The sequence below is a fragment of the Aeromonas sp. 3P genome (assembly GCF_051919745.1).
Taxonomy (GTDB): domain Bacteria; phylum Pseudomonadota; class Gammaproteobacteria; order Enterobacterales; family Aeromonadaceae; genus Aeromonas; species Aeromonas veronii.
This window is the reverse complement of record NZ_JBQBED010000001.1, coordinates 1,262,721-1,286,834: the sequence shown is the minus strand read 5'-3', so window position 1 is coordinate 1,286,834 and position 24,114 is coordinate 1,262,721. Positions and strand designations below refer to the sequence as shown.

The window sequence follows — 24,114 nt, the reverse complement described above, 5'->3', positions numbered from 1 at the left end:
CGTTAACTGTCAATAAGCCGTGAAAAGAGTAAGCGAGAGACCGCAGTGGTGAGCAAGATGGTCAGCAAGAGGGGGGAGTGCGACTGGTGGTGGCGATGAAAAAGCCCTGGGCAGAGGCAGGGCTTTGGAATAGGTGATGGCGAGGGAGGATCAGGCCTTGGCCAGCAGATCCATCACCCAGGGCAGACCCTGCTTCTTGCGGCTGACAAAGCCCGGGTGGTAGCTGGACTCGGCCGGTACTTTGGCGTGCTCGGTAAAGTAGATACGGCTGGCTGCGGCCGTCAGGTCAGTCACCATCAGCACGAAGAAGTCGAGCCCTTCGCTCTCCACGCGCAGGGCCATCTCCTGCTGCAGGGTTTCGATCTGGTCGGCAAGCTGTTGTTCGCTGCCCACTTCAATCTGGCTCATGATGAAGTTCAGACCTTCGGCTTGGAATGCCTTCTCATCCTGCTGCAGCAGTTGAGCCGGAGTCAGGCCGCTCAGGTCGGTTTTGGCCATCAGCAGCTGTTGGCCGAACTCGGCCAGCGATACTTCGGCCAGCGGTGCAAGACGCTCGCAGGCGATCTTGTCCTGCTCGGTGGTGGTGGGCGAGGTGAGACAGAGGGTGTCGCTCATGATGGCACCCAGCATCAGGCGAGCCTGGCTGCGGGTTACAGTGCCTTGCTGGCTCAGCAGATCGAAGGCGATGGTGCAGGTGCAACCGACGGCTCGGATCCACGCATCCAGCGGAGACTGGGTGACCAGAGTGCCGAGACGGTGGTGATCCACCAGACCCAGTACATTGGCTTGTGCCAGTGTGGCAGGGCCCTGTTCCAGATCACTGAAATCCACCAGCCAGACATCTTCACCGGTCAGATCTTTGGTCAGCAACTCGGGTTCGCTGACGCCAGCCTGCTCCAGAATAAAACGGGTTTCGGTGCGCAGGTCACCCAGACGCCATGGGGTGGCCTGACGGCCCTGGCCATTGAGCCAGTCGGTGATAACCAGCGCACTGCAGATACTGTCGCTATCAGGATTCTTGTGACCAAAAACGTGGATCATAGACAAAGCCTCACAATTGGATACCCATAAAGGGGGGCAACACTATGCGAAATCCGCCACATGAAGGCAACCGGATCCACGCCCATGTTGCTGCCAGCTTCGCCTAACTCGCCATTTTATTGATCTGGGTCGGTAATCCTGACGCGAGTTCGGTTCTCACAGTTGGCTATTGGCTATTGGCTATTGGCTATTGGCTATTGGCTATTGGCTATTGGCTATTGCTGACTGTGCAGGCTATGGCACTCGTTCGTGCCTGTGCAGTCAGCATGTTCTGTCAGCGTTATCAGTCGCCATCGCTGCAAATGGGCTTTATTGCCTGATTCAACGACGCAGCAGCTCGCGGGCATTGGCCAATGTGTTATCGGTGATCTGGTCGCCACCGAGCAGGCGTGCCAGCTCGTTGAGACGGGCTGTCTCATCAAGGGCACTCATTTGGGTTTCGGTGGTTTTGCCATCGGTATGCTTGCTCACCACCATATGCTGGTGGCCGTTGCCTGCCACCTGAGGCAAGTGAGTGACCACCATCACCTGAGTGGACTCCCCGAGCTGGCGTAGCAGGCGACCTACCACAGCGGCAGTCGGGCCGCTGATCCCCACATCCACCTCATCGAAAATCAGGGTCGGAGTGGAGATCTTGCGGGCGCTGATCACCACGATGGCGAGGCTGATGCGCGACAGTTCACCGCCCGAAGCCACCTTGCCAAGCGGCTGGATCGGTTGGCCAGGGTTGGTGGTGACCATAAATTCGACCCGATCTATACCCAGCGGAGAGAGGCTGCTCTGGGCATCGGGGCGCACCTCGATGGCAAAGCTGCCATCGGGCATCGCCAGTTCGTGCATGCTGCTGGTTACCTTGGCGCCCAACTCCTGGGCGTAACGCTGACGGCTCTGACTCAGGGCTTCGGCGGCCTGGACAAAAGCCTGACGGGCCTCAGCCAGCTCATCTTCCATCCCCTCTAACCGTTCTTCATCGGAGTTGAGGCGAGCAAGATCAGAGGCCAGCTCCTGATGGTACTGAGCCAGATCTGCCGGTTTGACATGGTGCTTGCGGGCCAGATTGATCGCCTTGGAGAGGCGGGCTTCCAGCTCGTTGAAACGTTCGGGATCCAGCTCCAGCCGATCGAGATAGCTGCGCAGCTCGCTGTGGCTCTCCTGCACCCCGATCAGTGCTTCGTTCAGCATCTCCAGTACCGGGGTGAGGCGGCTGTCCATGCTGACCAGCCCCTCGGCCCGATCGACGGCTGATTGCAGCAGGCCAGCGATAGTGGTCTCTTCGTTGTCATAGAGCAGATCGAGGCAGAAGCCGCACTCCTGCATCAATTCGGTGCCGTTGGCCAGCCGCTGGTGCTCCTCCTCGATCTCTTCAAACTCGCCCGGCTGCAGGGCAAATTCGTCCAGCTCCTGCACCTGATACTCGATGAGCTGGCGACGGGCTTCCCGCTGCTGCTGCTCGGCCTTGAGCCGGTTGAGCTCGTTTTGCAGCTGGCGCCACTGCTGATAGTGCTGGCGTACCTCGTCGAGCAACAGATGGTGACCGGCATAACCGTCGAGCAGAGCGAGCTGGTAGTCGGGTTTGAGCAGCATCTGGTGGGCATGCTGACCGTGTACGTTGACCAGCAGCTGGCCCAGATTCTTGAGCTGGGTGAGGGGGACAGGCACGCCGTTGATATAGCTGCGTGAACGCCCCTCGGCTGAGATGACTCGCCGGACGATACACTCACCTTCGTTTTCCAGCTCGTTGGTGGCGAGCCAGGCGCGGGCGGCCGGGTTGTTGTCCAGCAGGAAGCGGGCGCTGACCTCGCTTTTGTCGCTATCGGGTCGCACCATGCCCGCTTCGGCCCGCTCTCCAAGGCAGAGACCGAGGGCGTCGATGGCGATGGATTTACCGGCACCGGTCTCACCTGTGATGCAGGTCATGCCCGGTTGCAGATCGAGTTCGAGAAACTTGACGATGGCGAAGTTGTTGACGGTCAGCTGGGTCAGCATGGTCTCATCCTGTATAGGTCAACATTACTGTGTATGTATCCAGTATATACTGGTCTTATATACAGTAAAGAGGGCGCAGCCATTTTTAACACAGGAAGGGGGGAGCCAGTGTGGTATGGCTATGAAAATGCGGTACTGATATGAGAGTGCAGGGGACGTTGCCACGACAGAAAAGAGAAGGGCGCCAATTCAGGCGCCCTTCTCTGGCAATGCCGTTGTCGGTCAAAGCTGATTAGAACAGCTTGCTGCCCCAGCCGAGCTTGTTGCGCAGCACGTGGAAGTAGCTGTAGTCGAGGGGATGCACCAGATGAAGCTGGTGGTGGCTCTTCTTGATCAGGATTTCGTCCCCCGGGTGGACCGCCAGCGTCACCTGACCGTCACAGCTGACCTGCATGGCATCGTCCTGATTATCCGGCGAGACCAGCAGCCGTACTTCGCTGTCGGCATCGAGTACGATGGGGCGACTGCTGAGGGTATGCGGGAACATGGGCACCAGCGTGATGGCGTTGAGCTTGGGGGTGAGGATGGCGCCACCTGCCGACAGGGAGTAGGCGGTCGAGCCGGTCGGGGTGGCCACTATGATGCCGTCCGAACGCTGGCTATACATAAAGCTGCCATCGATATAGACCTCGAACTCGATCATGTGGGCGATCTTGCCCGGGTGCAACACAGCCTCGTTGACCGCCAGATTGCTCGACTTGCGCTCGCCGTGGCGATAGACCGAGGCTTCCAGCAGGAAGCGGTGTTCGCTCTTGTAGTGGCCGGAGAGCACCTGCTCCAGCGGCAGCAGGTAATCTTGTGGCGAGAGATCGGTCAGAAAGCCGAGGTTGCCCCGGTTGACCCCGATCACCGCCACATCGAAGCGCGACAGCACCCGCGCCGCCCCCAGCATGTTGCCGTCACCGCCGACCACGATGGCGAGATCGGCCTGCTGGCCCAGTTGCACCAGATCCATCACGTTTTCATCGAGGATGCTCAGGGTCTGGGCGACCCGGCTCTCCACCAGAACCCGAAAGCCGCGGGCGGTCAGGTATTGATGCAGGCCGGTCAGCGTCTGGTTGGCCCCCTCATGGTGGGGTTTGCCAATCAGGGCGATGGTTTTGAACGGAGAATCCATAGTCAGTCAAATCTGGGATGGGTATTGCGGGCCAGTATACAGTGCTTTGCTCCGCTTGTGACGCTCTCCCGTGTGACGGGGCTGGCTATCCCCTTGAGGCTAATGGTTAAACGGTGAGCGGTAACCCGGATAACCGACGGTTGCGGCTATTCAGCAACCCTGATTGCCCTTTACCCCTTGAAAGCCGGGGATGCATCCCCATAATAGCGCCAACATAGTCGGTCTGTTGTCGTCCGGTCGCTCAACCAGACGTCAGGGCCCTCATAAGTAACCCCGGAATTGGAGATGTCATGAACCACGAAGAGCAAAAGGTTGAAGCGATGGAGCAAGTGGAAGCCCAGCCAGTCGAGCCGACCGATGTAGACAGTGAAGTGACAGCCGAGCAGGCCCGCATTGCCGAACTGGAAGCGCAGCTGGAAACCGCCATCCAAAAAGCGGCGGAAGAGCGTGAACGCGCCCTGCGTACCGCCGCCGAGATGGAGAACCTGCGCCGTCGTACCGAGCTGGATGTGGAGAAGGCGCACAAATTCGCTCTGGAGAAGTTCGCCAATGAACTGCTGCCGGTGCTGGACAACCTTGAGCGTGCCATCGAACTGGCCGACAAGGAGAACGAAGCCCTTAAGCCGATGATCGAAGGTGTCGAGCTGACCCTGAAATCCATGCAGAGCGGCGTGGCCAAGTTTGGTCTGGTGGCGCTCGACCCGCTCAACCAGCCGTTTGACCCCAACGCCCACCAGGCGATGAGCATGGTGCCGAGCGCTGACGTGGCCCCGAACACCGTCATTGCCGTGATGCAGAAGGGCTACGACCTCAACGGTCGGGTGATCCGTCCTGCCATGGTGATGATCGCCAAAGCGGTTGACTGATTGGCTGTGGGTGCCCGAGCCCGCCCCGTGGCGGGCTTTTTGTTTCGTAGTGCAGCCCCTGTTCATCTTGCCCGGTTTACGGCTCAACGTGACCGCGCAACCATGACAAAGGGTGTGGTTTTTTAGGGTTGGGGCTTGAAGCTGCGTCTGGCGACCCCATATAGGTAGCAAGGCCGCGGCGGCACAAAAAATTTGATGCCGGGAGCTTGAAAGCCAGATAGGCAGCCCCCACCTAGCCGTTAACGCATTAAGGCGAGTTCCTCGCCAGTTTATTCAAAGTATTTGGAGATTCGTCAAATGGGTAAAATCATCGGTATTGACCTGGGTACTACCAACTCCTGCGTCGCTATTCTGGATGGCGACACTGCTCGCGTGATCGAGAACGCAGAAGGCGATCGTACTACTCCGTCCATCATTGCCTATGCCGATGATGGCGAGATCCTGGTTGGTCAGCCGGCCAAGCGTCAGGCCATCACCAACCCGAAAAACACCCTGTTCGCCATCAAGCGTCTGATCGGTCGTCGTTTTGAAGATGAAGAAGTGCAGCGTGACCTGAAAATCATGCCGTATGCCATCGCCAAAGCTGACAACGGCGACGCCTGGGTTGAAGTGAAGGGCAAGAAAATGGCACCGCCGCAGATCTCTGCCGAAGTGCTGAAAAAGATGAAGAAGACCGCTGAAGACTACCTGGGCGAGCCGGTAACCGAAGCAGTTATCACTGTTCCGGCCTACTTCAACGACGCCCAGCGTCAGGCTACCAAGGATGCCGGTCGCATCGCCGGTCTGGATGTAAAACGCATCATCAACGAGCCGACTGCTGCTGCTTTCGCTTATGGCGTGAACAAGGTCAAGGGCGAGCGCAAGGTTGCCGTATATGACCTGGGTGGCGGTACTTTCGATATCTCCATCATCGAGATCGACGAAGTCGAAGGCGAAACCACCTTCGAAGTACTGGCGACCAATGGTAACACCCACCTGGGTGGTGAAGACTTCGACAACCGCGTTATCAACTACCTGGTTGACGAGTTCAAGCGTGAGCAGGGCATCGACCTGCGCAACGACCAGCTGGCTCTGCAGCGTCTGAAAGATGCCGCCGAGAAAGCCAAGATCGAGCTCTCTTCTGCCCAGCAGACCGACGTCAACCTGCCGTACATCACTGCCGATGCCACCGGTCCGAAGCACATGAACATCAAGGTAACCCGCGCCAAGCTGGAATCCCTGGTAGAAGACATGGTGAAGGACTCTCTGGAGCCGGTTCGTGTTGCCCTGAAAGACTCCGGTCTGGCAGTTGGCGAGATCGACGACGTGATCCTGGTTGGTGGTCAGACCCGTATGCCGCTGGTTCAGAAGACCGTTGCCGAGTTCTTTGGCAAAGAGCCGCGTAAAGACGTTAACCCGGACGAAGCCGTGGCCATGGGTGCTGCCATCCAGGGTGCCGTACTGTCCGGTGACAAGACCGACGTACTGCTGCTGGACGTTACCCCGCTCTCTCTGGGTATCGAAACCATGGGCAGCGTGATGACTGCGCTGATCGAGAAGAACACCACCATCCCGACCAAGAAGTCCCAGGTGTTCTCCACTGCCGAAGACAACCAGTCTGCCGTGACCATTCACGTGCTGCAGGGTGAGCGCAAGCGCGCCAGCGACAACAAGTCTCTGGGCCAGTTCAACCTGGAAGGCATCCGTCCGGCTCCGCGTGGTCTGCCGCAGATCGAAGTGACCTTCGACATCGATGCCAACGGTATCCTGCACGTCTCTGCGAAAGACAAAGAGACCAACAAAGAGCAGAAGATCACCATCCAGGCTTCCTCTGGTCTGTCTGATGACGAGATCGAGCGCATGGTACGCGAAGCCGAAGCCAACGCGGCCGAGGACAAGAAGTTCGAAGAGCTGGTGCATGCCCGCAACCAGGCTGATGGTCTGGTCCACTCCGTCCGCAAGCAGATCACCGAAGCCGGTGAAGCCCTGCCTGCCGACGACAAGACCAAGATCGAAGCCGCTCTGAGCGAGCTGGAAACCGCCATCAAGGGTGACGACAAGGCTGCCATCGAAGCCAAACAGCAGGCTCTGCTGGAAGCGTCCCAGAAGCTGATGGAGATTGCCCAGCAGCAGGCTCAGGCACAAGGTGCCGCCGGTGCAGACGCCGGTCAGTCCTCCTCTTCTGCCAAGGCTGACGACGACGTAGTCGACGCAGAGTTCGAAGAAGTGAAAGACGACAAGAAGTAAGCCCTACCCAGATGGGCGAAGTCCGCTTCGCCCATCGGCTTGGTCAATGAATTCACGGGCGTTGGGTAACCAACGCCCGTCTGCGTAACCACAGGATGAGTATGTCGAAGCGCGATTTCTACGAAGTACTGGGTGTGGCGAAAGATGCCGACGATCGCGAGATCAAGAAGGCGTACAAGCGCCTGGCCATGAAGTATCACCCTGATCGTAACCAGGGTGATGCCGCATCCGAAGAGAAGTTCAAAGAGGTCAAGGAAGCCTACGAGGTCCTGACCGATGCCAACCTGCGTGCCCGTTACGACCAGTACGGCCATGCCGGTGTCGACCCGAGCCAGGGTGGCGGTGGCCACGGTGGCTTTGGCGGCGGTGCCGACTTCGCCGACATGTTTGGTGACGTATTCGGTGACATCTTCGGCGGTGGTCGTGGTGGTGCCCGTCGTGGCCCGGCCCGTGGCTCCGACCTGCGTTACACCATGGAGCTGACGCTGGAAGAGGCGGTGCGCGGGGTCTCCAAGGAGATCAAGGTGCCGACTCTGGTTCACTGCGAAGTCTGTAACGGCTCCGGTGCCCACACCGGCAGCAGTGCCCAGACCTGCCCGACCTGCCACGGCTCCGGCCAGGTGCAGATGCGTCAGGGCTTCTTCGCGGTGCAGCAGGCGTGTCCGCACTGTCACGGCCGCGGCAAGATCATCAAGGATCCGTGCCGCAAGTGTCACGGTGAAGGTCGCTACCAGCGCACCAAGACCCTGTCGGTGAAAATTCCGGCGGGCGTCGATACCGGCGATCGCATCCGTCTCTCCGGCGAAGGGGAAGCGGGGGAAGCAGGAGCTCCGGCAGGGGATCTCTACGTACAGGTGCACGTCAAAGAGCACGAAATTTTCGTGCGTGACGGCAACAACCTCTACTGCGAAGTGCCCATCAGCTTCACCGCAGCTGCGCTGGGTGGCGAGATTGAAGTACCGACCCTGGATGGCCGCGTCAAGCTCAAGGTCACTCCGGAGACCCAGACCGGCAAGATGTTCCGCATGCGCGGCAAGGGCGTGAAGTCAGTACGCTCCGGCCAGGTAGGGGATCTGATGTGCAAGGTGGTGATCGAGACTCCGGTCAACCTCACCGAGCAGCAGAAAGAGCTGCTGCGCCAGCTGGACGAATCCTTCAGCGGTGCCGCTGCCAAGACCCACAAGCCGAAATCGGAAGGCTTCTTCGAAGGGGTGAAACGCTTCTTCGACGATCTGACCAGCTGATTTCAGCGACCCGAATAAACAGAGCCGGCCTTGTGCCGGCTCTTTTTTTGCCCGCCGTTTAGCCAGGATCCGCCCTATTGAGTGGATCCTGATGAGGGATCCTCCTCACAACTCCCGCCAATTCCTGCTGTACAAATGTTATCCCGCTCACACTGTTGCTGAAACGGTTTAGTTGTCATATTGAGTTTGCTAAAGCGGTTTAGCTATGCTCCGTCTGTCGATAACAACAGCGCCCGTCCGGGCCACAGATGACAGGTGAGGAAGATGATGATGTTCAAGAGCAAGTTGGCGCTGGCGGTAGCGCTGGGATTGGGGATGAGCAGCCCGCTGTGGGCGGCGCAGGCGAGTATCGCAGGTGAGAGTGTCGAGGCCAGACTGGCGGCGCTGGAGGCACGGGTACAGGCGGCTGAAGCGAGAGCCGAGGCAGCAGAGAGCCGTGCCAGTCAGGCGGAAGTGAAGGCGAGCGCGGCCAGCGAGCAGGCGCAGGTGGCCGACAACCGCAGCCAGAAGGTGGATGAGAAGACCGCTGGTGCCCAGGGCTTCGAGTTTCACGGTTACGCTCGCTCGGGCCTGTTGGTCAACAGCAATGGCAACGGTGGGCGCGGCGGCCCCTACATCACGCCAGCCGGTTCGGTGGGCGGGGCCGTCGGTCGCCTTGGCAACGAGGATGACACCTACATGGAGGCCAACCTGCTGAAAACCCAGACCTTTGAGGATGGCAGCTGGGCCCGCTACAAGCTGATGCTGGCGGACGGGGTGGAGACCAGCAACGACTGGACCGCCAGCGATTCGAGCCTCAATACCCGTCAGGTGTTTGCCGAGATCGGCAATCTGGCGAGCTTCGACGGCCCCTTCAAGAATGCGGTGCTGTGGGCGGGCAAGCGCTTTGACCGCGACAACTTTGACATCCACTGGCTCGATTCCGACGTGGTGTTCCTGGCCGGTACCGGCGGCGGCGTCTACGACGTGCAGCTGGCCGACAGCTGGAAGGCCAACTTCTCTCTCTATGGTCGCGATTACGGCGACATCAGCGCCAGTGGCCTCTCCGATATCGAGAGCTACATCCTCACCATGAACAACCGCGTCGGCAACTGGCAATGGATGGTGAACGGTCTCTCGGCCAAGGACAATGACGCCCGCATCAATGACAAGGGGGCGGGCAGCGAGGCGGCGGACAAGGGGGCACACACCCTGCTGGCCTACCACGGCGAGAGCTTTTTCGGCATCAACCCCGGTTTTGCCAAGGCGGCGGTGCTGTACGGTCATGGGCTGGGGGCCGAGGTCAAGGGGCTGGGCTCTGACAGCGAGCTGCTGCCGGACGCCGATGCAGTGCGGGTCGCCGTGTTTGGCGCCACCGATCTCAACTCGCGCTGGCGTTTTGCCCCGGCCCTGCTGGCCGAGCAAAGTCAGGATCGCTACGTGAAAGGGGACGAGTACCGCTGGCTCACCTTCAATACCCGGGTGGCACAGGTGCTGAGCCAGAACGTCGAGCTGGTCTACGAGGCGGCTTGGCAGTACATGGATCTCGACCCCAAGGGTTACAAGGGACGCCAGGCGGTGAACGGCAACTTCACCAAACTCACCTTCGCCCCCACCTTCAAGGCGCAAACCGCCGGATTCTTCGAGCGGCCTGAGCTTAGGGTGTTCGCCAGCTGGATGGACTGGTCCTCCGAGCTCGACAATTACGCCAGCGACGATGCCATGGGCCAGAGCAACTTCACCGCCGGTGGCGAGTGGAACTTTGGTGTGCAGATGGAAACCTGGTTCTAGTTCGTTATCCCGATCACAAAAATGGCAACCGGTGCCGAGATCTATTGGTTGGCTAAAACGGTTTAGCTGATAATGCCAGCCAATAGAACAGAGTTCGGGTTTGACCGTGGATCCGATGCAGCAGTGGAGTAGCAAGGTGACGAATCGTGTGTGGGTAATGGGGGATGCGGTGGTGGACTTGATCCCGGAAGGGGCGTTGCACTACCTCAAGTGTCCGGGTGGTGCGCCCGCCAATGTGGCGGTTGGTGTGGCACGGCTGGGGGGCGATGCGGCCTTTATCGGCCGGGTCGGTGCCGATCCGTTCGGCCGCTTTATGGCCGACACCTTGCGCGGGGAGGGGGTGGATATCGGTGCGCTGCGGCTCGATCCAGACCATCGCACCTCTACCGTGCTGGTGGCACTGGATGACGAGGGGGAGCGCAGCTTCACCTTTATGGTGCGCCCCAGTGCCGACCAGTTCCTCACCCCAAATGAGTTGCCCCGCTTCGATGCCGGTCAGTGGTTGCTGACTTGCTCCATCGCGCTAGCCAACGAGCCGGTGCGCACCAGCTGCCTGCAGGCCATGGCAGCCATCAAGGCGGAAGGCGGGCGAGTCTGCTTCGACCCCAACCTGCGCCCCGAGGTGTGGGGCAACCCCGCCGAGATGCTGCCGCTGGTGCGTCAGGCAATTGCACAGGCGGATGTGGTCAAGCTCTCCATTGAGGAGCTGCAACTGCTGAGTGGCGAGGATGATCTGGCTGCCGGGCTTGCAACTCTCTCTGGCCCGGCGCTGGTGCTGGTGACCAGAGGGGCGGCCGGGGTGGTGGCTCGCCTTGATGGCGAGTTGCTGGAGTGGGTGGGGCAGAAAGTGACGCCCATCGACACCACAGGGGCGGGGGATGCCTTCGTCGCCGGTCTGCTGGCGGCGCTGGCCGGGCGCTCGTCGCTGCCGACGCTGGCCGAGCTACCCGCCATCCTGGCTCAGGCCCACGGCTGCGGGGCGCTCGCCACCACCGCCAAGGGGGCGATGACGGCGCTGCCGACCCGCTCCGAACTGGATGCCTTTTTGCGATCAGACACAAGCGGCCGTTGAGCTGAGGCTAGAAGCCCGGCTCGACAGCCCCTACTCTCATGTGACAAGGGCCCGCCAGCGTGGCGGGTCATAAGAGGAAGAATATGAATATCAGTGCGATAGCCAAGGAGCTGGTGCCCCTGCTCGGGGGCAAGGAGAATATCGTCAGCGCTGCCCACTGTGCCACCCGGCTGCGGTTGGTGCTGGCCGATGACAGCAAGGTAAACAAGGCCGCCATCGACAAGCTGGAGGGGGTCAAGGGGTGCTTTAGCAACGCGGGCCAAATTCAGGTGATCTTCGGCACCGGTCTGGTCAACAAGGTCTATGCGGAGTTCGTGGCGCTGACCGGTACCGGCACCGCCAGCAAGGCGGAACTGACCGACATGGCGACGGCCAAGCTCAACGTGGCCCAGCGGTTGGCGCGAACCCTCTCCAACATCTTCGTGCCGATCATTCCGGCCATCGTCGCCTCGGGTCTGCTGATGGGGCTGCTCGGCATGGTGCGCACCTACGGTTGGGTCAATGCCGACAGCGCCCTGTTTGTGATGCTCGACATGTTCAGCTCGGCGGCATTTATCATACTGCCGATCCTCATCGGCTTTACTGCAGCACGTGAGTTTGGCGGCAACCCCTATCTCGGGGCGACCCTCGGCGGTATTCTCACCCACCCGGCGTTGACCAACGCCTGGGGCGTGGCCGGTGGTTTCAAGACCATGGATTTCTTCGGGCTCGATGTCGCCATGATCGGCTATCAGGGCACCGTCTTCCCGGTGCTGCTGGCGGTCTGGTTTATGTCCCATCTGGAGAAACAGCTGCGCAAGCGCATTCCGGACGCGCTGGATCTGATCCTCACGCCGTTTCTCACCGTCATCATCACCGGTTTCGTGGCGCTGCTCTTTATCGGCCCGGCGGGTCGGGTGCTGGGGGATGGCATCTCGTTCGGTCTGAGTGCCCTCTATGAGCAGGCGGGCTGGTTGGCGGGGCTGGTGTTTGGCGGCACTTACTCGCTTATCGTCATCACCGGCATCCATCACAGCTTCCACGCCATCGAGGCGGGGCTGCTGGCGAATCCGCAAATTGGCGTCAACTTCCTGCTGCCCATCTGGGCCATGGCCAACGTGGCACAGGGTGGGGCTTGCCTCGCGGTCTACTTCAAGACTCGTGATGTGAAGATCAAGGCCATTACCGTGCCGGCGGCCATGTCCTGTCTGCTGGGTATCACGGAAGCGGCCATCTTTGGCGTCAACCTGCGCTACATCAAACCCTTCCTCGCCGGTCTGTTTGGCGGGGCCTGCGGCGGCGCCTACGTGGTGGCGGCCAAGGTGGGGATGACGGCGGTAGGGCTGACCGGTATTCCCGGCATGGCCATCGTCCAGCCCATGAGCCTTATTCACTACATCATCGGGCTGGTGATCGCCTTTGGTGCCGCCTTCGCCGCATCCTACCTGCTCAAGTACAAGGTGGAGTGATGAAGGAAAGCGATCTTCTCAACCAGATTGTCCGGTCGCTGCTGGCCGGACAGCTCAAGGCGGCGGCCGATCCCCATCGGCCCCGCTGGCATCTGGCAGCCCCGGTGGGGCTGCTTAACGATCCCAACGGCTTTATCGAGCACGACGGGCGCTACCACCTCTTCTACCAGTGGAATCCGCTGGGCTGCGAGCACCGCAACAAGGGCTGGGGCCATGTCACCTCCACCGATCTGTTGCATTGGCAGCACGAGCCGGTGGCGCTCTTGCCCACCGAAGCCTATGAGAGCCACGGCTGCTATTCGGGTTCGGCGGTGAGAGACGAGCAGGGGCGTCTGACCCTCATCTACACCGGCAATGTCAAATACCCGGATGGCAGCCGCGCCGCCTATCAGTGTCTGGCCCGGGCCGACGGTGAGGGTGGTTTTGCCAAGCTGGGGCCTGTGCTGGATCTGCCCGCAGGCTACAGCGGCCACGTGCGCGACCCCAAGGTGTGGCACGACGGTAAACAGTGGTTGATGGTGCTGGGGGCCCGCACCCTGGATGACAAGGGGGAAGTGCTGCTCTATCGCAGCGAGACCCTGCAAAGCTGGCAGCGGGTGGGCCCCATCGCCGGTAGCGGGCGCGGGGGGCTGGGTGAGTTTGGCTATATGTGGGAGTGCCCAGATCTCTTCCCGCTGGGGGAGTGTCATGTGCTGATCAGCTGCCCGCAGGGGATTGCCCCGGCAGGCGAGGATTATCGCAACCTCTACCAGTGCGGCTGGCTTTCTGGCAACTTCGACGGCGAGCGCTTCGAGCACGGGGCTTTCCACGAGCTGGACCGGGGCTTCGAGTTCTATGCGCCGCAAACTACCCTGGACACTCAGGGTCGCCGCCTCCTGTTCGGTTGGCTGGGGCTGCCGGAGGAGAATGAGATGAGCCAACCCACTGTCGCTTACGGCTGGATCCACCAGATGAGCTGCCCGCGGGAGCTGTTCTGGCAGGATGAGTGGCTCTGCCAGCGGCCGGTGGCGGAGCTGGCGGCATTGAAGGGAGAGTTGACCCGTTTTGAGGGGACGCTTGGCGAGTTTCCGGGGCTGGCCATCGACTCGGCCTGGCTCGATCTGGATCTGTGTGGTGAGGGGAGCCTCTGGTTCGGTGCCGTGGCCGAGCTGTGCTGGCAGCCGTGGCGCATCACCTTGCGGCGCCAGAACTGGCAGAGCGGAGCGTGGGAGACCCGCAGCAGCCCATGGGCTGGCGGGCTGATCACCGTCCTGTGCGATCGCTCCAGTCTGGAGTGTTTCATCGATGAGGGGCGTCACAGCCTGTCGGCGCGCTACTTCCCCGGAGAAAAGCCACAACTATCATCAGGTAACGGCGATGATGGCTGCAAAATTTGCCTCAATCACTGGCCGCTGTCGGCATGCCTAGTACAATAGCCCGGTTCTAGTCAGCCGGGAGGCCAGGTGGAGAAGAAGAAACGGATCACGATTGCCCAGATCGCCGAACTGGCGGGGGTGTCCAAGGCAACCGCCAGTCTGGTGCTCAATGGGAAGAGTGCGGAGTACCGGATCGCCGACGATACCCGCAAGCGCATTCAGGCAGTGGCGGAGGAGTGTCACTACCTGCCGAGCTTTCATGCCCGCTCCCTGCGCGAGACCCGCAGCTACACCTGGGGGCTGGTGATCCCCGATCTCACCAACTTCGGTTTTGCCCGCATCGCCCGTGCCCTCGAGGCCCACTGCCGGGAGGCGGGCATCCAGCTGCTGATCGCCTGTTCCGAGGATGATCCCGCCCTTGAGCAGCGGGTGGTGGACAACCTCATCAGCCGCCAGGTGGATGGGCTGATTGTCGCCTCCAGCGGCCACAGCGATGACATCTATGCCCGCATCCACGACCGCCTGCCGGTGGTGCAGCTCGACCGCCATATTGGCGAGTCGCGCCTGCCCATGGTGATCTCCGATGCCTGCAAGGCCACCGCCGAGCTGGTGCGGGACATGACCAGCGAGTGCGGCGAGGAGATCTACTACTTCGGCGGCCTGCTGGATCTCTCCCCCAGTCGTCACCGGCTGGCGGGCTATGAGCTGGGGCTCCATCGCGCCGGTTTTGAAGCCGATGCCGCCCGGGTGCGCCATCGCGACTATCAGCCGAGCTCCGGTTATCAGCTGATGGCCGAGCTGGTGGCCGAGCTGGGGGCGCCCCCAAGGGGGCTCTTTACCGCCTCTTTTACCCTGCTGGAAGGGGTACTGCGCTACCTTAACGAGGCGGGGTTGATGGAGACAGGGATGCGCCTGTGCACCTTCGACGATCACGACCTGCTCGACTGCATCCCCATGCGCATCGACTCGGTGGCGCAGGATTGTCCGGCGCTGGCCCTCGCCGCCTTCGAGCTGATGCAGCAACTGATTGCGGGCAATCCTCCCGCACAGACCGCCCAGGTGATCACCCCCAGGGTGCGCTGGCGCAGTCGCCGCTAGCCACTCTTCGCCCATCCATATGAGAAAGCCCCGCCATTGCTGGCGGGGCTTTTTGCTGTTGGCGGATGGAGCCATGACTCTGACCGACAGCTCAGTCGGTGGTACTGGTGCGCCAGAAGACCTGCTTGATATGGGGGTGGATGCCGAGTTTCACCATCAGGGCATCCAGCTCGTCGCCATCGATGGAGGTAGCCAGCAGCACCGCCGAGATCTCCAGATCCCCCTCGCCAAACGGCTCGATATCGAGTTCGCTCAAGGGGTAGTTGGCCTGCTCCAGCATCTCCTCGAGCCAGTGCAGCACCTCTTTTTGATGCTCTCGCTGGGTCAGGGCCGTCACCTTGTAGGTCACTTCGGTGTCGGTATTGTCTACCGGGCGACGGTTGATCTGGTTGACCAGCGGTCGCAGCAGGGTGTTGGCGGCCAGCACGAACAGGGCGCCCAGAATGGCCTCCATGGCTAACCCGGCGCCACAGGCGGCGCCGACCGCTGCTACGCCCCAGAGGGTGGCGGCGGTGTTGATGCCGCGGATATTGCCCGACTCGCGCATGATGACGCCGGCGCCGAGAAAGCCGATGCCGGAGACGATATAGGCCACCACATGGACCACGTTGTAGTTGCCGCCGTGCAGGTCATAGATGCGCTGGGCCAGACTGACGAACAGGGCGGCCCCTACGGCGACCAGCACGTTGGTGCGAAGGCCCGCGGTACGTTGGCGGTACTGGCGTTCCAGCCCGACCAGACTGCCGAGCACAAAGGCGAGCAAGAGGCTGGCCAGGGTGTCGAGCAGGGAGATCATGTCAATTTGTTGCCACATCTTCATGGCGTACTCCTTCCGATAAGTGCTGGCTTGGCGCAATCCATGATGAAACGCCGGGAGGCGGATGGATCAGGGGATGATTGCGCGGATGGCCAGCAGAAAAACAAAAACGCGGCGTCCCGGGGCGCGAGCATCATCAGATGCCCTGACGCTCGGAGAGGACGCAACAAGCAGGGCCAGCGTGGCTGGCCCCTTTCACTGTGGTTAACGCAGATGAGCGGTCAGTTGAGCTCGGGATCGCAGTCGATGCGCGGGCGCAGTTGCCAGCGCACCGGATGTGCCACCCCGACCTGATGAACAAACTGCACCAGATAGCGGCGCTGGGGCGGGGTGCACTGCAGGTTGAGCACCAGCTCTCGCCCGCCGCCGCGACCCGGCTTCATCGATTGCATCGGTTGCAGCCCAGCCGGTTGCAACGTGTGGTTCACCATATCCAGCACCTGCTCCATATCGGCGCGATCCTCACAGCGGATCTGCAGCCTATAGTGGTGCTGACGCTGTTTGCCGCCCAGCCAGCGTGGCAGCATGCCACGGCCGAGCCGGCTCAACAGGGGGTGAGCCCGGGTAGCAACAGAACCTGTTGCGACCGCGCGATCCGCAGCCGGTTTGATTGAGATAAAACGCATAGCAGCCTCCTTGTGGGAAGCAGAAACTATGCAGGCATGGCGACCGTGGCGGTTGGCCACTGGTTGCCAGACGTCAAGTGTAAAAAGGGAGAAGAGGGGAGTGGATTTCCGCTTCTCGCAGGGTTGCGAGTTGCGGCAGAGAAAGACCTGCGGCTAGCTCGCAACCTTGGTACCGACGATGAGGGTCGGTCTACAACTGTCACTTGATGAGTTGCCCACTGATGGTCTCCGCTATTGATAAGAGGCTCGAATGATAGCCGAGGCGGCGGGCAGGGTAAACCCCGCGCTGCCCGCAGCAACATCTTGAAACATAATCGAAAGCCCCGTTTTTGCCGCGCAGGGCCGCCAAAAGCAGACCCGGCGAGGGCCGGGTCTGCGGGGTCATTCGGTCTTGTCGATACCGAGGTATTTGAGCATCAGTTTCTCGTAGATGGGCTCGGTATCCCCCACCTGCATCTTGTGCAGGAAGTACTTCTCGAAGGCGATCTTGGCCAGATGGACCCACTTTCCTTTCTTGAACCAGGCGACGTTGCGCGGCGGGATCTGCGGCATGGCGACGAAGGCGGCGCCTGTGTCTCCCATGTCTGCCAGACAGATGGCATTCCACACTGCCTTGGTCACCGGCGGCTGGCCGCTGAGCTCCGCCTTGATGTTGTGGCTCAGGGTGCGCACCATCGCCTCAATCATATAGCCGGTCTTGGGCACCCCGGTTGGTACCGGCGTCTTGTGCGGCGGGGCAATGGCGATGCAGACCCCGGCGGCGTAAATCTGCGGGAAGGTGGGGTTGCGCTGGTGTTCGTCGACGATGACAAAGCCGCGGGGATTGACCAGCCCCTCGATGCTCCGCAGCGGCGCAATGCCGACAAAGGCGGGCAGCATCATGGCGTGTTTGTAGGGCAGAGTGTGGGTGCGCTTGATGTTGCCCTCATCGTCCAGCTCCTCCACCGTCATCTGGCCATCTTGCGCCGCCACGGTGCGGGCATTGCAGATCCACTGCACATCGCGCATCCGCAGTTCGCTCTCCAGCATCCCCTTGGAGTCACCTACGCCGTTGAGACCCAGATGGCCGATGTAGGGCTCGCTGGTGACAAAGGTCATGGGCACATTTTTTCTCACCTTCTTGTCGCGCAGGTGGCGATCGAGGATGAATGCGTACTCGTAGGCGGGACCGAAGCAGGAGGCGCCCGGCATGGCGCCGACAATCACAGGGCCGGGCTCATCGACCAGGGCACTGACACTGTGGCGGCACTCTTCGGCGTGGGAGAGGGTACAGACGCTGGTGGTGCCACCGGATTCGGGGCCAGCCCCCGTCACCTCGTCAAAGGCGAGGGCCGGGCCGGTGCAGATCGCCAGAAAGTCGTAACGCAGGGTCTGGCCATCGGAGAGGGTGAGCTGCTGCGCCGCCGGTTGCAGCTCGGTCAGGGCGGCATGGATAAAGCGGATCCCCTTTTTCTTCACATGGGGTTCGATGGGGATCGAGGTCTCCTTGCGCTCCCGCCACTGGACGGCAATCCAGGGGTTGGAGGGGGTAAATTCAAAGTCCGGCTTGTCATTGATGAGGATCACCTCATGCTGCTTGCCCAGTTCGGCCTTGAGTTCGTAGGCGGCAGACATGCCTCCGAGACCCGCGCCGATGACGATTACCGTTGCCATGTTCAGCCTCCTGCGTTTATTACACGCTCATGTGAGCCGGGTCATCCGACCCGTTTATTTAAATCCTATCCGTTTGAGGATCATCGCTGCCGGACAGAAACCGGTGAATGCGCTCTGGATCAGGTTGACCCCGACAAAGGCACTCAACCAGACAAAGCCCGGATGAACCCAGGTGGTAAGGATCAGCGAGAGCAGCAATATGCAACCCGCGACGATTCTGACTCCGTTATCTACTGTCATGGTCCTTCTCCTTATCTACTTTAGATATTGCTAATTTAGTGTTGTTTTATACAATAGAACAAATATCAGCAATTGCTAATTTACTCTTATGAGCCAATTCGACGAGATGAACAGACATGCGACCGCCGCCGCCTCCCTGCTCAAGGCGTTGGCTCATCCCGAACGCCTGATGGTGCTCTGCCAGCTGGTGGAGGGGGAGAAGGGCGTCGGGGAGCTGCTGGCCCATAGCCAACTCGGGCAGTCGGCCTTCTCCCAGCAACTCTCGGTATTGAAGCGCTACGGCCTGATCCGTTCGCGCAAGGTCTCCCAGCAGATCTACTACTCGCTGGTGAGCGAGGCGGCAGCTGATGTGCTGGGGGCGCTGCAAACCCATTTTTGTCACTCAGAAAATAAGGAATCTTGATGATGGAAAGCCAATGGCTGCTCTCTTTGGGCGGTGGCATGCTGGCGGGGCTGTCGGCCCTGATCCTGATGTTGTTCAACGGCCGGGTGGCCGGGATCAGCGGCATTCTGGCCGGTGCGCTGCAACACCGTGCGCCGTGGCGGGTGCTATTTCTGCTGGGGCTCGGGGCGGGCGCCTGGTTGGCGCTGACTCTGGGTTGGGCCAGTATGCCTGCATTCACCACGCTGCCCGGCTGGCCCGTTGTGCTACTGGCCGGTCTGCTGGTCGGGGTCGGTACCCGTCTTGGCAATGGCTGCACCAGCGGCCACGGCATCTGTGGCATGGGGCGGCTCTCCCTGCGCTCCATCGTCGCTACCCTGACCTTTATGGCGGCGGGCTTTATCACCGTCTTCGTTACTCATCATCTGTTGTAAGAGGCTGTTCGCCATGAAGTTGCTGACAAGTTTGTTTGCGGGTGTGTTGTTCGGACTGGGGATGGCCATCTCCGGCATGGTGGATCCCGCCCGGGTCACCGGATTTCTCGATCTGGCCGGGGCCTGGGATCCCAGCCTCGCCTTCGTGATGGGAGGGGCCCTGCTGGTCTTTATGCCGGGTTATTTTCTGCTGGTGAAACCCCGTCGCCAGAGTGTGCTGGGGGATCCCATCGCAGCCGTACCAGCCCCTCGGCTGGAGCGCCGGCTGATCGGCGGGGCGGCGCTGTTTGGCATCGGCTGGGGATTGGTGGGTATCTGCCCGGGGCCTGCTCTGAGTCTCATTTCCAGCGGGCAGCCCATGATAATGTTGTTTATAGCGGCCATGGTGGCCGGGATCTTGCTGTTTGACAGAGGGCTGGCCAGGGTGCTGGCCAAGGCGCCAGTTCGGGGAGTGGATAAGGTGCGCCAGTCCCATACCGCCTGATCCCGTGAAGTGACAGATTACGCCAGGGAAGGAGAGTAATGATGGAAAAGATCCGGTTGCTGGGGATCACCTTGTTGGTGATGACATCGCAGGCCATGACATCCCCCCGGGCCTTTGCCGCGGACGGGGAGCCAGAGCCCTTGTTGACAGTGGCGCCACAGGCGGTGACCGACTGGCTGACGCTGGATGGCACCGTCAGTGCCATCAATCAGGGGACGGTGGCGGCCCAGACCAGCGGCCGGGTCTCCCGTATGCTGGTGGATGTGAACGATCAGGTGCAGGCGGGGCAGCCGCTGCTGGAGATCAGCGGCAAGGAGCAGTTTGCCGCCGTCACGGGTGCCGAGGCGCGGCTGGCGCGGGCGCAGGCTCAGCAAGTGGAAGCCGAGCGCCAGCTTGCCCGCTTTCAGGCGCTGATTGCCAAGGGGGTGATCACCCGCGCCCAGCTCGACAATGCCCAGGCGACTGATCGCGCCGCCCGCGCCGAGGTGAACGCTGCCGATGCAGCTCTCACTCAGGCCCGCGAGGCCTACGGTTATACCCGCATTCTGGCTCCCTACGCCGGAGTGGTGACCAAACGGCTGGTGGAGTTGGGGGAGACTGTCGCCCCCGGTACCCCGCTGCTCTCCGGCTTCTCTCTAGACACACTGCGGGTGGAGGTGGAGTTGCCCCAATCCGCCCTTTCGCTGGCTCGTGAGCCTGCGGATGTGCAGGTGCTGCTGCCGGATGGCAAGTCTGTTACCCCGGTCAAACTGACCCGCTTCAACTATGCCGACAGCCAGAGCCACGCCTTCAAGTTGCGCCTCGACTTGCCGCCGCAAACTGCCGGGGTATTGCCCGGCATGTGGCTCAAGGTGCAGCTCAAGCAGGGTGAGCGTCAGGTGTTGCAGGTGCCGGATCGCGCCCTGCTGCGGCAAGGGGAGTTCAACGGCGTCTATCTGCAGCAGCCCGCTGGCTGGGCCCTGACGCCGGTGCGGGTCGGCCATTGCGTCGAGGGACAGTGCGAGATCCTGGCCGGGCTGCAAGCCGGTGACAAGCTGGCCCCCGATGCCTGGGCGCAGCAGCAGGAGGTGGCCCATGAGTAGCGAGCTGAACGGCAACAAGGAGAGGCTGGGGCCTGCCGGTCGGCTGGCTGCGCTGTTTCAGGGCTCGGCCATCACCCCGCTGCTGGCGCTGGTGGGGCTGTTGCTCGGTCTGTTTGCAGTGCTGGTGACCCCCAAGGAGGAGGAGCCGCAGATCGATGTCACCTTCGCCGATGTCTATATTCCCTTCCCGGGAGCCACTCCGGCTGAAGTGGCCTCTCTCGTTACCACCCCAGCCGAGCAGGTGGTCTCTCAGATAAAGGGTATTGATACCCTTTACTCTTTTTCCCAACCTGATGGCGCCCTGCTGGTGGTGGTGTTCAAGGTGGGGGTGAGCCGCGAGCAGGCCATCGTCGATCTCAACAACCAGCTCGACTCCAACCGCGATTGGTTGCCACAGGGGATCGGAGTCGGTCAGCCGCTGGTGAAACCCCGGGGGATCGATGATGTCCCTATCGTCAGTTTGACCTTATGGAGCAAAGAGGGGAGCAAGCAACTGGGGGCTCCCGAGTTGACCCAGGTCGCCCATGAGCTGGAGACCGAACTCAAGCGCATTCCCGGTACCCGCGATATTTACACGCTGGGCAGCCAGAGCGCCGTGTTGCGGGTGATGCCGGATCCGGCGGCCCTCAGCGCCCACGGCATCAGCTGGGGTGAGCTGAGCCAGCGACTTGCGGCCGCCAATCAGGTGGGCCCGACACAGGCCATCGAGCAAGATAACCGGGAGATCAAGGTGCAGGTCGGGCAGTTCCTGCAAAACGATCAGCAGGCCCGCGAGCTGGTAGTGGGGCTGCACGACGGCAAGCCGGTCTATCTGGGGGAGGTGGCCAGGGTCTCTCTGGGTCAGGAGACCCCGACCAAGCGCAGCTGGATGGGGATGGGGCAAGCCAGTTATCCGGCGGTGACCCTGGCCATCGGCAAGCAGCCGGGCCAGAACGCGGTCGATGTGGCCAAGCGGGTGGAGGCGCGGGTCGAGAGTTTGCAGAACCGGCTTATCCCGGCAGGAGTCGAGGTGACGGTGACCCGGGACTACGGCGTCACCGCCGAGACCAAATCCAACACCCTGATCGGCAAGCTGATTTTTGCCACCACGGCGGTGGTGCTGCTGGTACTGGTGAGCATGGGTTGGCGCGAGGCGCTGGTAGTTGGCGTTGCCATCGTCATCACCCTGGCGCTGACCCTGTTTGCCAGCTGGGCCTGGGGCTTTACCCTCAACCGGGTGTCGCTGTTTGCGCTGATCTTCTCCATCGGCATTCTGGTGGATGACGCTATCGTGGTGGTGGAGAACATCCACCGCCATCGCGGTTTGGGCAAGGGGTCGCTCAAGGAGCTTATTCCGGGGGCGGTGGACGAGGTGGGGGGGCCGACCATACTGGCGACCCTGACCGTCATCGCGGCCCTGTTGCCGATGGCCTTTGTCAGCGGCCTGATGGGCCCTTACATGAGCCCCATCCCCATCAATGCCAGCATGGGGATGCTTATCTCCCTGCTGGTGGCCTTCATCTTCTCACCCTGGCTGGCGAGCCATTTGCTCAAGGGGGAGGTGCACGGTGCCCACGGCGAGGCCAAGGCGGGTCTTTTTCACCGGCTGATGACCCCTTTCCTGATCGGTGATGGCGCCAAGCGCGCCAGACGCAAACTCTGGCTGGTGGTGTTGCTGCTGGTCGGGGCCGCCACCGCCATGCCGGTGGTGCAGTGGGTGGTGCTCAAGATGCTTCCCTTTGACAACAAGTCGGAATTTCAGCTGGTGCTCGATATGCCGGAGGGGGCGACCCTGGAGCAGACCGAGCGCACCCTGCTGGCGGTCGGGAGGGAGCTTGCCAAGGTGGAGGAGGTGAAGGATTACCAGGTCTACGCCGGCACCGCAGCCCCCATCAATTTCAACGGCCTGGTGCGCCACTACTTTATCCGCAGCGGCGCCAACGTGGGGGATATTCAGGTCAATCTGGTGGACAAGCATGAACGGGATCGCAGCAGTCACCAGATTGCCCAGTCGGTTCGGGAGCCGCTGCAGGCCATCGCCAGTGCGGCAGGGGGCAACCTGAAAGTCGTTGAGGTGCCGCCCGGCCCGCCGGTCTGGTCCCCCATCGTTGCCGAGATCTATGGCCCGACTCAGGCCGCCCGCGAAGCGGCCGCTCGCGCTGTACAGGCCCGTTTTGTAGCCACGGCGGATCTGGTGGATGTGGATATCTATCTGACTGACCCGCAGCCCAAGTGGCGGCTGGTGGTGGATCGCAGCAAGGCGGCCCTGCTCGGGGTCGATCTCGGCGATCTGGTGAACACCCTCAATGGCGGGGTGGGTTATCAGGATGCCAGCTGGTTGCAGGGACACGGCGCCAAGTATCCGGTGCCGATCCGCATCGAACTGGCTCCCGGTGACAAACGGGATCTGGCGGGCGTACTGGCCCTCAAGGTGCGCAGCCAGAGTGGCCAGCTGGTGCGGGTCTCCGAGCTGGTGAGTCGCCGTGATGAGGTGGCCCCCAGCTATATCATGCACAAGAACATGCAGCCCATGGTGATGGTGGTGGCCGACATGGGTGGCCATACCGACAGCCCGCTCTACGGCATGTTTGCCGCCGGTGCTGATATCGACCTGCCCCAATATTACGTGCAGCAGCCCGACAAACTGGGGGAGGTGGCGCTGTTGTGGGACGGTGAGTGGAAGATCACCTACGAGACCTTCCGCGACATGGGTATCGCCTACGGGGTGGGGATGATCCTCATCTACCTGCTGGTGGTGGCCCAGTTCCGCTCCTATCTGGTGCCGCTCATCATCATGGCCCCCATTCCGCTCACCATCATAGGGGTGATGCCGGGCCACGCCCTGTTGGGAGCCCAGTTTACCGCTACCTCGATGATCGGGATGATCGCCCTGGCCGGGATCATCGTACGCAACAGCATCCTGCTGGTGGACTTTATCGAGCAGCAGCGCAGCGCCGGAGTGGCGTTCGAGCAGGCGGTGATCGAAGCGGCGCAGGTACGGGCCAAACCCATCATGCTGACGGCGCTGGCGGCGATGATCGGGGCTCTGTTTATCCTTGATGATCCCATCTTCAACGGACTGGCCATCAGCCTGATTTTCGGGATCCTGGTCTCCACTTTGCTCACCCTGGTGGTGATACCCTTGCTCTATTATGCCCTGCTCTCCCGACGCACATGACGGGAGTCACTAGCGA

The 24,114-nt window shown here is 61.4% G+C and carries 20 protein-coding genes; 13 read left to right on the top strand and 7 right to left on the bottom strand.

Features of this window, described 5'->3' with window-relative positions; all coding sequences use genetic code 11:
* Window positions 1–150: 150 nt before the first annotated feature.
* The 3 genes from ACTG19_RS05715 to nadK form a co-directional block, all read right to left on the bottom strand.
* Complete coding sequence (locus ACTG19_RS05715) at window positions 151–1,041, bottom strand: manganese-dependent inorganic pyrophosphatase (protein WP_139733936.1); 891 nt, start codon at window positions 1,039–1,041, stop codon at window positions 151–153.
* Between the two features lie 321 nt (window positions 1,042–1,362).
* Window positions 1,363–3,027, bottom strand: a complete 1,665-nt coding sequence (recN, locus tag ACTG19_RS05710; RefSeq protein ID WP_439988853.1) for a DNA repair protein RecN — start codon at window positions 3,025–3,027, stop codon at window positions 1,363–1,365.
* 232 nt (window positions 3,028–3,259) lie between these two features.
* Complete coding sequence (gene nadK / locus ACTG19_RS05705) at window positions 3,260–4,144, bottom strand: NAD(+) kinase (protein ID WP_005338038.1); 885 nt, start codon at window positions 4,142–4,144, stop codon at window positions 3,260–3,262.
* Between the two features lie 290 nt (window positions 4,145–4,434).
* On the opposite strand from nadK, the gene grpE reads away from it, so the two are divergent.
* From grpE to ACTG19_RS05665, 8 genes are all read left to right on the top strand, one after another.
* Complete coding sequence (gene grpE / locus ACTG19_RS05700) at window positions 4,435–5,010, top strand: nucleotide exchange factor GrpE (protein WP_323935781.1); 576 nt, start codon at window positions 4,435–4,437, stop codon at window positions 5,008–5,010.
* Between the two features lie 297 nt (window positions 5,011–5,307).
* A complete protein-coding gene (gene dnaK, locus ACTG19_RS05695) occupies window positions 5,308–7,236 on the top strand; it encodes a molecular chaperone DnaK (protein ID WP_219296589.1) in 1,929 nt (642 codons plus the stop codon).
* A gap of 101 nt (window positions 7,237–7,337) precedes the next feature.
* Entirely contained in the window at window positions 7,338–8,480 is a 1,143-nt protein-coding gene (dnaJ, locus tag ACTG19_RS05690) for a molecular chaperone DnaJ (protein ID WP_005338032.1), read from the top strand.
* Between the two features lie 264 nt (window positions 8,481–8,744).
* Window positions 8,745–10,250, top strand: coding sequence for a carbohydrate porin (locus ACTG19_RS05685; RefSeq protein ID WP_439988851.1), 1,506 nt, complete (start codon window positions 8,745–8,747; stop codon window positions 10,248–10,250).
* Between the two features lie 115 nt (window positions 10,251–10,365).
* A complete protein-coding gene (locus ACTG19_RS05680; RefSeq protein ID WP_439989593.1) occupies window positions 10,366–11,322 on the top strand; it encodes an aminoimidazole riboside kinase in 957 nt (318 codons plus the stop codon).
* A gap of 83 nt (window positions 11,323–11,405) precedes the next feature.
* Entirely contained in the window at window positions 11,406–12,770 is a 1,365-nt protein-coding gene (locus ACTG19_RS05675) for a sucrose-specific PTS transporter subunit IIBC (RefSeq protein WP_439988850.1), read from the top strand.
* Window positions 12,770–14,185, top strand: coding sequence for a glycoside hydrolase family 32 protein (locus tag ACTG19_RS05670; RefSeq protein WP_439988848.1), 1,416 nt, complete (start codon window positions 12,770–12,772; stop codon window positions 14,183–14,185). Before ACTG19_RS05675 ends, ACTG19_RS05670 begins: the two co-directional genes overlap by 1 nt.
* A 27-nt stretch (window positions 14,186–14,212) precedes the next feature.
* Window positions 14,213–15,223 (top strand): LacI family DNA-binding transcriptional regulator, encoded by a 1,011-nt coding sequence (locus ACTG19_RS05665; RefSeq protein WP_058055966.1) that lies wholly within the window; start codon window positions 14,213–14,215, stop codon window positions 15,221–15,223.
* A 91-nt stretch (window positions 15,224–15,314) separates the two neighbouring features.
* On the opposite strand, the gene ACTG19_RS05660 is transcribed toward ACTG19_RS05665, so the two are convergent.
* From ACTG19_RS05660 to ACTG19_RS05645, 4 genes are all read right to left on the bottom strand, one after another.
* Window positions 15,315–16,043 (bottom strand): MgtC/SapB family protein, encoded by a 729-nt coding sequence (locus tag ACTG19_RS05660; protein ID WP_005350335.1) that lies wholly within the window; start codon window positions 16,041–16,043, stop codon window positions 15,315–15,317.
* A 218-nt stretch (window positions 16,044–16,261) separates the two neighbouring features.
* Window positions 16,262–16,666 (bottom strand): hypothetical protein, encoded by a 405-nt coding sequence (locus ACTG19_RS05655; protein WP_005359258.1) that lies wholly within the window; start codon window positions 16,664–16,666, stop codon window positions 16,262–16,264.
* A 381-nt stretch (window positions 16,667–17,047) separates the two neighbouring features.
* Window positions 17,048–18,319 (bottom strand): NAD(P)/FAD-dependent oxidoreductase, encoded by a 1,272-nt coding sequence (locus tag ACTG19_RS05650; RefSeq protein WP_106842554.1) that lies wholly within the window; start codon window positions 18,317–18,319, stop codon window positions 17,048–17,050.
* 54 nt (window positions 18,320–18,373) lie between these two features.
* A complete protein-coding gene (locus ACTG19_RS05645; RefSeq protein WP_113738805.1) occupies window positions 18,374–18,559 on the bottom strand; it encodes a YgaP family membrane protein in 186 nt (61 codons plus the stop codon).
* An 88-nt stretch (window positions 18,560–18,647) separates the two neighbouring features.
* Here ACTG19_RS05645 and ACTG19_RS05640 point away from each other — a divergent pair, with 88 nt between their 5' ends.
* Genes ACTG19_RS05640 through ACTG19_RS05620 form a run of 5 tightly spaced genes read left to right on the top strand, consistent with a single transcriptional unit; the run spans window position 18,648 to window position 24,098 of the window.
* On the top strand, window positions 18,648–18,962 hold the full coding sequence (locus ACTG19_RS05640) for an ArsR/SmtB family transcription factor (protein ID WP_005338008.1): 315 nt from the start codon (window positions 18,648–18,650) through the stop codon (window positions 18,960–18,962).
* Complete coding sequence (locus tag ACTG19_RS05635; protein ID WP_021231150.1) at window positions 18,962–19,375, top strand: YeeE/YedE family protein; 414 nt, start codon at window positions 18,962–18,964, stop codon at window positions 19,373–19,375. The genes ACTG19_RS05640 and ACTG19_RS05635 overlap by 1 nt, the downstream gene beginning before the upstream one ends.
* 13 nt (window positions 19,376–19,388) lie before the next feature.
* On the top strand, window positions 19,389–19,859 hold the full coding sequence (locus ACTG19_RS05630) for a DUF6691 family protein (RefSeq protein WP_429215721.1): 471 nt from the start codon (window positions 19,389–19,391) through the stop codon (window positions 19,857–19,859).
* Between the two features lie 41 nt (window positions 19,860–19,900).
* Window positions 19,901–20,941, top strand: a complete 1,041-nt coding sequence (locus tag ACTG19_RS05625; protein WP_429215758.1) for an efflux RND transporter periplasmic adaptor subunit — start codon at window positions 19,901–19,903, stop codon at window positions 20,939–20,941.
* A complete protein-coding gene (locus ACTG19_RS05620; protein WP_113738802.1) occupies window positions 20,934–24,098 on the top strand; it encodes an efflux RND transporter permease subunit in 3,165 nt (1,054 codons plus the stop codon). Before ACTG19_RS05625 ends, ACTG19_RS05620 begins: the two co-directional genes overlap by 8 nt.
* Window positions 24,099–24,114 lie beyond the last annotated feature (16 nt).

Coding starts and splice junctions, on each gene's coding strand:
- ACTG19_RS05715 (WP_139733936.1), bottom strand. CDS start 1,041: ATGATCCACGTTTTTGGTCACAAGAATCCTGATAGCGACAGTATCTGC.
- recN (WP_439988853.1), bottom strand. CDS start 3,027: ATGCTGACCCAGCTGACCGTCAACAACTTCGCCATCGTCAAGTTTCTC.
- nadK (WP_005338038.1), bottom strand. CDS start 4,144: ATGGATTCTCCGTTCAAAACCATCGCCCTGATTGGCAAACCCCACCAT.
- grpE (WP_323935781.1), top strand. CDS start 4,435: ATGAACCACGAAGAGCAAAAGGTTGAAGCGATGGAGCAAGTGGAAGCC.
- dnaK (WP_219296589.1), top strand. CDS start 5,308: ATGGGTAAAATCATCGGTATTGACCTGGGTACTACCAACTCCTGCGTC.
- dnaJ (WP_005338032.1), top strand. CDS start 7,338: ATGTCGAAGCGCGATTTCTACGAAGTACTGGGTGTGGCGAAAGATGCC.
- ACTG19_RS05685 (WP_439988851.1), top strand. CDS start 8,745: ATGATGATGTTCAAGAGCAAGTTGGCGCTGGCGGTAGCGCTGGGATTG.
- ACTG19_RS05680 (WP_439989593.1), top strand. CDS start 10,366: ATGCAGCAGTGGAGTAGCAAGGTGACGAATCGTGTGTGGGTAATGGGG.
- ACTG19_RS05675 (WP_439988850.1), top strand. CDS start 11,406: ATGAATATCAGTGCGATAGCCAAGGAGCTGGTGCCCCTGCTCGGGGGC.
- ACTG19_RS05670 (WP_439988848.1), top strand. CDS start 12,770: ATGAAGGAAAGCGATCTTCTCAACCAGATTGTCCGGTCGCTGCTGGCC.
- ACTG19_RS05660 (WP_005350335.1), bottom strand. CDS start 16,043: ATGAAGATGTGGCAACAAATTGACATGATCTCCCTGCTCGACACCCTG.
- ACTG19_RS05655 (WP_005359258.1), bottom strand. CDS start 16,666: ATGCGTTTTATCTCAATCAAACCGGCTGCGGATCGCGCGGTCGCAACA.
- ACTG19_RS05650 (WP_106842554.1), bottom strand. CDS start 18,319: ATGGCAACGGTAATCGTCATCGGCGCGGGTCTCGGAGGCATGTCTGCC.
- ACTG19_RS05645 (WP_113738805.1), bottom strand. CDS start 18,559: ATGACAGTAGATAACGGAGTCAGAATCGTCGCGGGTTGCATATTGCTG.
- ACTG19_RS05640 (WP_005338008.1), top strand. CDS start 18,648: ATGAGCCAATTCGACGAGATGAACAGACATGCGACCGCCGCCGCCTCC.
- ACTG19_RS05635 (WP_021231150.1), top strand. CDS start 18,962: ATGATGGAAAGCCAATGGCTGCTCTCTTTGGGCGGTGGCATGCTGGCG.
- ACTG19_RS05630 (WP_429215721.1), top strand. CDS start 19,389: ATGAAGTTGCTGACAAGTTTGTTTGCGGGTGTGTTGTTCGGACTGGGG.
- ACTG19_RS05625 (WP_429215758.1), top strand. CDS start 19,901: ATGGAAAAGATCCGGTTGCTGGGGATCACCTTGTTGGTGATGACATCG.
- ACTG19_RS05620 (WP_113738802.1), top strand. CDS start 20,934: ATGAGTAGCGAGCTGAACGGCAACAAGGAGAGGCTGGGGCCTGCCGGT.